Genomic DNA, 9,215 nt, shown 5'->3' with positions numbered 1-9,215 from the left:
GAAGCGTTGATGCAATGTCCCCGATGTCGCATCATGTGCGCTTCGGTTGGACCGCGCGCGCCCGACGTCCTGAAGCTATCTCCCACGACCCGTTCGTCGGAGACAGGAGGCTAGTGATGAGTGCTCCAGATCAGAACGATCCGGCGAAGCCACCGCCGCCCTGGGCGAACGAAGAGCTCCGCAGATATGCGCCGCGCCGCCGCCAGACGGAGGCCGGCCCGACGACGTTCGATCCGCCTGCCGACGGCGTGCCCCTGCCACATCATCTGGTGTCTCGGCCAAACTCCCTGCCGGCGCGGCCGGCGGCCCTTGACCTCGACGATGAGGAGGTGCATCGCGCCTGGAGCGCGAAGCTCGATCCCGTCGTGATGCCGCTGCCGCCGGAGGATCCGGACAAATCGTTCCGGCTGGGCAGCATCATCAAGATCGGTGCCGCCGTCGGCATCGCGGCCTCCATCGCCATGATGGTGGTCAACATGGTCTCCTTCGAGAACGGCGGGCCGACACCGAGCAGCAAGAGCCCGATCATGCCGACCGCCGTGCTGGAAAGCCTGGCCCAGATCGATCCCGCGGAAGCCAAGGTTGCCCAGGAAGATCCCCCGCAGACGGTCGCCGCGCTCGCGGCTCCCAGCAGTACAGAACTGGCGATGCGGCCATGGCCCTCGACGCCGACGTCGCCAGCGCCGGCCGCCGCAGCGCCGGCGGTCTCCCCTCCCTCCCCTGCGCTGCCGATGGCCTCGCCCCGCCCGACCGTTCCGCTGCCGCGAGACGAGGTCGACGGGCTGATGAAGCGCGGACGCGACCTGCTCGCCGCGGGCGACGTCGCCAGCGCGCGGCTGATTCTGACGCGGCTTTCCGACGCCGGCATTGCGGACGCTTCCCTCCTGCTCGCGCGCACCTACGACCCGGCCGAACTGACGAAATCACGGTTGCTCGGTGCCGTTCCCGACGCAGCCAAAGCGCGGGCCTGGTATCTCAGGGCTGCGGAGCAAGGATCGCCGGAAGCCAGCCGACGCATCTCGGCTGCACGCTAACGCATCAATCTCGGAGCGCTCGAGACGCGACCCGGACCGCTCCCGGCGAGAAGGGCGGCCGCGATCTGCTGCGCTCGAGAACCACATATCGATGGGAGGACTGGTGATGCAGGGCATCCATGCTGCAGCTCGCGCCGGCTTGGCCGCTAGATGGAGCCGACGTCGCAAACCACGGGATGCAACGAACAGCCGCTCTCGAACAGCCGCAGGCCTCGTCCTGGCTCTGTCCGCAGCACTGGCGCTGGCCGGGCATCGAGCGGTCGCCGCCGACAACGAGATCCGCATCGGCAACACCATGCCCTATAGCGGCCCGGCTCTCGCCTATGGTGTCATCGGCAAGACGATCGCGGCCTACTTCAACAAGATCAATTCCGAGGGCGGCATCAACGGCCGGCGCATCAACTTCATTTCCTACGACGACGGCTATGCGCCGCAGAGGACGGTGGAGATGACGCGCAAGCTCGTCGAGGAGGACAACGTCCTGCTGATGTTTGCGAGCCTGGGCACGGCTCCCAACCTGGCGGTGCGCCCTTATCTCAACGCCAACAAGGTCCCGCAATTGTTCGTGGCATCCGGCTCCTCGCAATGGGACCAGCCGCACGACTTTCCGTGGACCATGGGCTTTCAGCCGAGCTACCAGGCCGAGGCGCACGTCTATGCCCAGTACCTGCTGGAGACCCACAGCCGCGGCAAGATCGCGATTCTCTACCAGGACGACGATTTCGGAAGGGACTACGTCAAGGGATTGAAGGACGGCCTGGGCGGCAAGCTTCCGATCGTCGCGGAAGCCGGCTACAAGGTGACGGACGCCAACGTCAATCAGCAGATCGCCACGCTGAAGGCCTCCGGCGCCGACATCTTCTTCGACGTGACCACACCCAAATTCGCCGTGATGGCGATCCGTCGCGCGGCCGAGCTCGGCTGGCATCCGGACCACATCATCTCGACGGTCTCGGAATCGGTCTCCGCCGTGATGCAGCCGGCGGGCCTGCAGAATGCCGAAGGCATCCTGTCCGCGGGCTACTACTACGAGGGCGAGGAGGCCGCGGCGGCGGGCGATCCATCCTACCGCGAATGGTCCGCCTTCATGGACCGCTATCTGCCCGACGTACCGAGAAGCAATGGTCTTGCGACCTTCGGCTACCTCGCGGCAAACGCGATGGTCGCAGTGTTGCGGAGTTGCGGCGACGACCTGTCGCGCGACAACATCATGAAGCAGGCGGCATCCCTGAAGAGCCTCAAATTGCCGATGCTGACGCCCGGCATCACCGTCAACACCAGCCCCCATGACCACGCGCCGCTGGAGCAGATGCAGATGATGCAGTTCAGCGGCGGGAAGTGGCAGCGCTTCGGTCCGGTGCGGAGCGGTATCGATCCCGGCAGCATCAGCGATTCCTTCAAGACCATTTTCCGTTACGGTACGGCGAAGCGCGATCTGGCCAACCAGCTGAATGCCAATACCGTCACGCTGATGACCGGCTCGTTCGGCAGCACCTACGCCAACATGGGTGCGGACCTCGCATCGGCGCTCGACAAGGGGACGGAGCTGCGCATCCTTCCCGTGATCGGCCGCGGCTCGGTGCAATCGGTCGCCGACATCCTGCTGCTGCGCGGCGTCGACGCCGGCATCATCCGCAAGGACACCCTGGCCTTTCTCGAGCGCAAGGACTTCGCCAACAACATCCGCGAGCAACTGGTCTATGTCACCAAGCTGTTCAACGAGGAGATGCACGTGCTGGCACCGAGATCTATCACCAGCCTGAGCGAGCTCGACGGCAAGACCATCGCCGTCGACCTGCCCGACGGCGGCACCTTCGTCACCTCGATCAACGTGTTCGAGCGCCTCGGGATCAGGCCGCATCTGCTCTATATCGAACCGCGGCTGGCGCTGGACATGCTGCGCAAGGGCGACATCGACGCGATCATCACGGTCGAGGGCAAGCCGGTGCAATGGCTGAGCCAGGTCAGCGATCCCAATCTGCATCTGGTGCCCGTCGACTACGACAAGGCTCTGCACGACGATTATCTGCCGGCGCAATTGTCCGCCGAGGACTATCCGAACCTCGTCGGCGCCTCGGCACCGGTCAACACGATCGCGGCCGAGGCCGTGCTGGCGTCGTTCAACTGGCCGGCCGGCAGCGACCGTCACCGCCGGCTGTCTCTGCTGGTTGAAGCCTTCTTCAGCAACCTGCAGGCCCTGCAACGGCCGCCATATCATCCGAAATGGCAGGAGGTGGCGCCGCTTGCGCCGATCGCCGGCTGGACACGCTTCAAGACGGCACAAGACTGGCTCGATCGCAATACGCCACCCGCCCAGATGCTGGGGGCGAATGCACAGGCCACCGATCTGCAGGCGAGCGGCGTTTCGGCCGATCCCCGGTTGTTCCGTGAGTTCATGGAATGGCGAGCCAACCGCCAGAAGCGCGCCGCGCCCCGCCACCCACAGTAGCCGGGTCGTGCGGTCAAGCCGTGGCTGAGGCAGGGCTGATCCGCACCTGCACGTCGCAGGGACGTGAGAGGTAGGGCGCCGAGGTGACCAGCACGTCCGCCCCCGCGGCGGCATAGGCGGCGGCGTTCTGCGCATTCACACCCCCCGCGGCCGCAATGATCGGCCGCCGCGGCAACGCCGCGCTGATGGCGATACGCTCCGCCAGCGCAGCGATCTCGGCAGGCAGAAATTTCTCGGCCTGGATCACGTCGAAGCCGGCCACGGCAGCGGCGACCGCCTGCTCGACCGTGGTGACCTCGATCACGATCCGCTTCTCCGGCGCGCTCCGCCGCAACCGCTCGGCAACATCGGCAAGCGGCGCATCGCCGAGAAACGCCCGGTGTTCCGGAAACACCAGCACCGTCTCCGACAGGCCCAGCCGATGCATCACCGCTCCGCCCGCCTTCACCGCGGCGACGGCGAACGGCTTGGTACCGGGCACGTTCTTGCGGGTACAGGCGACCGCAACGCCGGGCCTGATCGCGCGCGCCGCGCCGACGATCGCAGCCGCCCCGGTGGCGACGCCGGACCAGATCTCGATGAGCGTCTGCGCCACCTTCCAGCTCCGCAACAGGCCTGCCGCCGTGCCCTCTGCACGGAGGATCGCAGCTCCTTCCTCCAGCACCATTCCGCTACCGGCGAACAATTCGACATGGCAGCCCGTGAGCTCGATCAAGGCCGCCGCGTCCTCGGCCAGGGCCAATACCATGCGGCCGCGCGCAGCGAAGTGCATCAGGCCCGGCTCGGCGCCGATCCCGAGCGTCTCCGTCGTCAGGTCGCCATAGGGGACATCGTCGCGGAGCAGCGCTTCGAGATCATTGTGCGTAGCGGTGGTCGACGCGCGCGACATCTGCTCTTTCTCCACAGGCTGCATCCTCTATATAAACCCTGGTCGCTGCCCGTCTCCGATCGCCAGGCCCCGCATGATCCCGCACGATCTTCCTGCCCCCGTTGAGCTCAATCAGCCCCGTCTCGCCGCGATTCTCTATGGACCGGGCGACGATGCCGATGCCTTGCTGGACGCCTTTGCCCAGGAGCTGCTGCGACGGGGCGTCCGGGTCGGCGGCATCGTTCAGCGCAATACGAGAGACGAGGTCGGCAAGAAAAGCGGAATGGACGTGATCGATCTCGGCAATGGCGACACGATCTCGATCTGCCAGGACCTCGGCGCCGGATCGACGGCCTGCAAGCTCGACACCGCGGGCCTTGCCGAAGCCGGCATGGCCGTTCACCGCGCGATCGCAGCCCATGCCGACCTCATCGTGATCAACAAGTTCTCCAAGCAGGAGGCTTCGGGGAGCGGATTGCGCGGCGAGCTGGCCGACGCGATCACGTCGGGAATTCCGGTACTGACGGCCGTGCCACAGAAATGCATCGACGACTGGCGGAGCTTTGCGGGCGATTTCGGCACGCTGCTGCAGCCGTCACGTTCGGCGATGGAAACCTGGTGGCTCGGCCTGCGCGCACGCCGCGCGACGACAGGCTGATCGCGCGGCGATTCGACACCACATCCTATTTGCCGATCATCACATCCGACGACTTGATGACGGCGGAGACGCTGTCGCCGACGGCGAGCGCGAGCTCCTCCACCGCCTCATTCGTGATCGCCGAGAAGACCGTGAGTCCGGGGGCCAGCTCCACCTTGACGTGGGCGGTGGTCGTTCCTTTCTCGACCGAGATGATCTTTCCCGGCAAGACGTTTCGTGCGCTCAGCTTCACGTGCTGTCCCTCATCCATCGCAGCCTCGTTGCTGCCCCAGGATGTAAGCAGAACGTGCGCCCAAACTCAATGACCTATATCAATACCAATATAGGATCGATGATCCGGCTCCGGTTGCGGCATCTCGTCGACCAGCGCGATCCGACGGACGTCAGCCGAACTTGAACAGCACGCCGTAGCCGCCGCGCGGATAGCTCCACTCGATGTCGCCGCTGGCCTCGCCGATGACCCGGCAGGTGCCGCATTCGATGCAGCCGTCGACCGTGATCTCGACCTGGCCCTTGTCGTTGAGCTCGTAGCAGCGTGCCGGGCAGGCCTTGAGAAGCGCCTTCAACTGCGGCGTCGGCGTCGTATGCGGACGGACCTTGATATGGGCCCGGCCGGGATCGACCTGATAGCGATTGTAGAACAGCTTGTCTTCGACCCTGACTGCGACGTCCGTGCTCATGTCTGATCTCCCTCGCTTAAGCTGTTTCGTTCATTCACCAATCATCGCCACGCCCGGGCAAACCTGAAGGCGTCGCCGAACAGGCCGGTCCATGACCTTGCATTCACGAAGGAGCGCACGGTGCTGCTCTCTTTCTCCTTCTTCGGCGTCCCGTCGACGCGCACGAAGTTCTGCATCGCCTTGGAGACGAGCTGCGGGTAGGTCAGGAAGAAGTTCTGCGACTGGTTGTGCAGCAGCGCCGGCATGTCCTTGTATTTCTTCAGATCCTTGATGACGAAGGAGTCCTCCAGCATCTTCTTGTAGAGCGCGAGGTTCTCCTTGGTCATCGGATCACGGCGCGACTTCACCTGGAAGATCGCCTCGGCCGCGATGCGCCCCGAGGTCATCGCGAGATTGGAGCCCTCGCGGTGAACGGCATTGTTGAGCTGGGCGGCATCGCCGACCACCACCCAGCCATCACCGCAGAGCTGCGGGATCGCGTTGTAGCCTCCCTCGGGAATCAGGTGCGCCGAGTACTCCTTGACTTCCGATCCCTCGATCAGCGGCGCGACCGACGGATGCTGCTTGAACCGCTCGAGCAGGCCGTAGGGCGTCTCGCCGGTCTTCTGGAAGTCGGAGACGAGACAGCCGATGCCGAGCGAAATGCACTCCTTGTTGGAGTAGATGAAGCCCATGCCGGTCATGCCGCGTGAGATCGTACCGACGGCCTCGATGACAGCGCCTTCGTCGCCCTTCAGGTTGAAGCGTGCCTCGATCGTTTCGCGCGGCAGGAAGTGCATCTCCTTGACCGCGAGCGCGACGTTCTCCGGCTTCGGCCGGTCGCGCAGGCCGGCGCGGGTCCCGAGCAGCCCGTTGACGCCCTCGGCCAGCACGACGACATCGGCATGGATCTCGCCATCGCGCCGATCGGTCTTGACCCCGATCACCTTGCCATAGGCGTCCTGCGCCAGCTCGGTGACGGTGGTCTCGCACAGAACGGTGGCGCCGGCCTCCTTGACCTTGGACGAGAACCATTTGTCGAACTGCGCGCGGATGATCGTATAGCGGTTCGGCTTCTCCTCGTTGAAGTCGTCCGACTTGTAGTGCAGGCCGACATGCGACTTGTCGTCGAGCATCCAGAAGCGCTGCTCGACCAGATGCCTTTCCAGCGGCGCTTCCTCGCGGAAGTCCGGAAGCAGCTTCTCCAGCATGTCGGCGTAGAGGATCGCGCCCTGCACGTTCTTCGAGCCGGAATACTCGCCGCGCTCGAGCTGCAGCACCTTCATGCCACGCTTGGCCATGGTCAGCGCAGCCGCATTGCCGGCCATGCCGGCGCCCACGACGATCGCGTCGAAACGTTCCTCGATCATTGCCCTGCTCCCTCTCTGGTGCCTAGCTTGCGATGCGATCGCGCGAATGCGGCGACAGGCGCGCGCGGAATGCCTCCGTCAGCGCCGGCAGCAGCCGGATCGCGTCGGTGACGATGCCGACATGCGCGAAGTCGAAGATCGGCGCGTTCTTGTCGGTGTTGATGGCGACGATCAGGTCGGCGCCCTCGACGCCGACCCGATGCTGGATCGCGCCGGAAATGCCAGCGGCGATATACAGCTTGGGCCGGATGGTCTTGCCGGTCTGGCCGATCTGCCGATCCGAGGACACCCAGCCCTTCTGCACCAGCGGCCGCGAGCAGCCGAATTCGGCGCCGAGCACCGAGGCAAGCCCCTTGACGAGCTGGAAATTCTCCGGCGAGCCAAGCCCGAGCCCGCCGGCCACGACGATGTCGGCATAGGCGAGATTGGACTTGGCGGAATCGCGATCCGGAATGAAGGACAGCACCTTGGTGACGATGTCCTCCTCGACGAGACCGAGCTTGTGCTCGATGACGCGGCTCGCAGGCTTCTCGACGCGGTCCGGCATCGGCATCACGCGCGGGCGGACGGTCGCCATCTGCGGCCGGTAGTTCAGCGTGTAGATCGTGCAGAGCAGCGAGCCGCCGAAGGTCGGCCGCGTCGCGGCCAGGGAGCCGTCGGCATCGACGTCGAGCTCGGTGCAGTCGGCGGTCAGACCCGTGAGCAGCGTCGTCGCGACGGAGCCCGCGAGGTCGCGGCCGAGCGTGGTGGCGCCGAGCAGCAGGATCTCCGGCTTGAAGGTGTTGACGACGTCGGTCAGTGCCTTGGTATAGGCTTCGTTGCGATAGTCGGTAAGAACGCCGTCCGCGACGATGTAGGCGAGATCGGCGCCATAGCAGAACGACTCCGCGGCAGCGTGCCGCACGGCTTCTCCGGGAGGACCGATCACCACGGCCGCCAGATCGACCTTCAGCTTGTCGGCGAGCTTGCGGCCGGCGCCCATCAGCTCCCAGGACACCGGGTGAACCTGGCCCCGCTCCTGCTCGATGAACACCCAGACGTGCTTGTAGGCCTTGAAATGCTCCGGCAGCTCCTTCTTGGTCGCGGCGCGACCGGCTGCGGCGGGCGGTGCTTTGGTGGGTTCGCTCATGATCGTCGTCCCTTGGTCCGTCAAAAGCCGTCTGGATCAGAAGCCGTGTGCTGACGTCGTCAGCTCGGCTTCGAGCTTCGGCTGCCGCTTGAACAATTCCTCGATCAGCGCGTCGGCCGGCGCGCGGTTCGAGAAGTCGACCATGGTCGCCTTCTCCGCCCGGGCCGACGGCGCGAAGACCCGCTTCACGATGGTCGGCGAGCCCTTCAGGCCGCACTTCGAGATGTCCTCGACGCCGGCGTCCTTGGCGCTCCAGGTCACGATCTGAGCGCGCGCCGCACGGAGCGCATCGGCCATGGCGCCGCGGCGGATCTCGTTGGTCGCCTCCAGCATCGTCACCAGGCACGGCAGCCTGGTCTTCAGCACCTGAACGCCGCCCTCGGAGCGACGCTCGGCTTCGATGGTGCGCGCGACGGGATCGACCTCGTTGATCTTCGCCACATAGGTCAGTTGCAGCAGGCCCAGACGCTTAGCGATGCCCGGGCCGACCTGCGCGGTGTCGCCGTCGATCGTCTGCTTGCCGGTGAACACGATGTCCGGCGCTCCGAAGGTCTCGCTGATCTTGCGAATGGCTGTCGCCAGCGCATAGGTGGTCGCCAGCGTATCGGCGCCGGCAAAGAAGCGATCGGTCAGCAGCACGGCGCGGTCGGCGCCGTAGGTCAGTGCCCGGCGCAGCGAGTCTTCGGCGGACGGCGGCCCCATCGTCAGCACCGTCACCTCGCCGCCGAACTTGTCGCGCAGTTGCAGCGCCGCCTCGAGCGCGAACAGGTCGTAGGGGTTGATGATGGTCGGCACACCCTGGCGCATGATGGTGTTGGTCACCGGATGAACGCGGATCTGCGCGGAGTCCGGAACCTGCTTGATGCAGACGACGATATGCATGCGATCACTCCGGGTGTGTAGGCCTGCGATCAGGACAGCAATTGTCGTACCAGTTTCGGCCGTGATGATTATCGGCACGGATTCAACACCTTGGCGCATGAACCTGAACTGCTTCTGAGAACTCGCCGCCGAGGTCCGACACGTCGCAAGCAACACGCGTCGGGAA

The 9,215-nt window shown here is 65.4% G+C and carries 9 protein-coding genes; 3 read left to right on the top strand and 6 right to left on the bottom strand.

Features of this window, described 5'->3' with window-relative positions:
* The first annotated feature begins 116 nt into the window (after positions 1-116).
* Together ACQR10_RS08350 and ACQR10_RS08345 are read left to right on the top strand one after the other, a co-directional pair.
* Positions 117-1,034, top strand: a complete 918-nt coding sequence (locus ACQR10_RS08350) for a sel1 repeat family protein (protein WP_316216989.1) — start codon at positions 117-119, stop codon at positions 1,032-1,034.
* A 106-nt stretch (positions 1,035-1,140) separates the two neighbouring features.
* Complete coding sequence (locus tag ACQR10_RS08345; RefSeq protein WP_316216990.1) at positions 1,141-3,483, top strand: ABC transporter substrate-binding protein; 2,343 nt, start codon at positions 1,141-1,143, stop codon at positions 3,481-3,483.
* 13 nt (positions 3,484-3,496) lie between these two features.
* On the opposite strand, the gene modD is transcribed toward ACQR10_RS08345, so the two are convergent.
* Positions 3,497-4,372 (bottom strand): ModD protein, encoded by an 876-nt coding sequence (gene modD / locus ACQR10_RS08340; protein ID WP_316216991.1) that lies wholly within the window; start codon positions 4,370-4,372, stop codon positions 3,497-3,499.
* Positions 4,373-4,445: 73 nt separating this feature from the next.
* Here modD and ACQR10_RS08335 point away from each other — a divergent pair, with 73 nt between their 5' ends.
* On the top strand, positions 4,446-5,009 hold the full coding sequence (locus tag ACQR10_RS08335) for a DUF2478 domain-containing protein (RefSeq protein ID WP_316217073.1): 564 nt from the start codon (positions 4,446-4,448) through the stop codon (positions 5,007-5,009).
* A gap of 25 nt (positions 5,010-5,034) precedes the next feature.
* Here the strand turns inward: ACQR10_RS08335 and ACQR10_RS08330 are convergent, their stop codons facing one another.
* The 5 genes from ACQR10_RS08330 to ACQR10_RS08310 form a co-directional block, all read right to left on the bottom strand.
* On the bottom strand, positions 5,035-5,241 hold the full coding sequence (locus tag ACQR10_RS08330; RefSeq protein ID WP_316217074.1) for a TOBE domain-containing protein: 207 nt from the start codon (positions 5,239-5,241) through the stop codon (positions 5,035-5,037).
* A gap of 151 nt (positions 5,242-5,392) precedes the next feature.
* Complete coding sequence (locus ACQR10_RS08325) at positions 5,393-5,689, bottom strand: ferredoxin family protein (protein WP_172112536.1); 297 nt, start codon at positions 5,687-5,689, stop codon at positions 5,393-5,395.
* A gap of 41 nt (positions 5,690-5,730) precedes the next feature.
* Positions 5,731-7,038 carry an FAD-dependent oxidoreductase gene (locus ACQR10_RS08320; RefSeq protein ID WP_316216992.1) on the bottom strand — a complete coding sequence of 436 codons (1,308 nt, stop codon included), beginning with the start codon at positions 7,036-7,038 and terminating at the stop codon, positions 5,731-5,733.
* Positions 7,039-7,060: 22 nt separating this feature from the next.
* Positions 7,061-8,167, bottom strand: a complete 1,107-nt coding sequence (locus ACQR10_RS08315; protein WP_316216993.1) for an electron transfer flavoprotein subunit alpha/FixB family protein — start codon at positions 8,165-8,167, stop codon at positions 7,061-7,063.
* A 36-nt stretch (positions 8,168-8,203) separates the two neighbouring features.
* Positions 8,204-9,049, bottom strand: coding sequence for an electron transfer flavoprotein subunit beta/FixA family protein (locus tag ACQR10_RS08310; protein ID WP_315803658.1), 846 nt, complete (start codon positions 9,047-9,049; stop codon positions 8,204-8,206).
* Positions 9,050-9,215 lie beyond the last annotated feature (166 nt).

It is taken from the genome of Bradyrhizobium sp. HKCCYLRH2060 (assembly GCF_051168135.1).
GTDB lineage: Bacteria > Pseudomonadota > Alphaproteobacteria > Rhizobiales > Xanthobacteraceae > Bradyrhizobium.
Note: the sequence above shows the minus strand (reverse complement) of the source record. Positions and strands in the feature narration are given on the sequence as shown.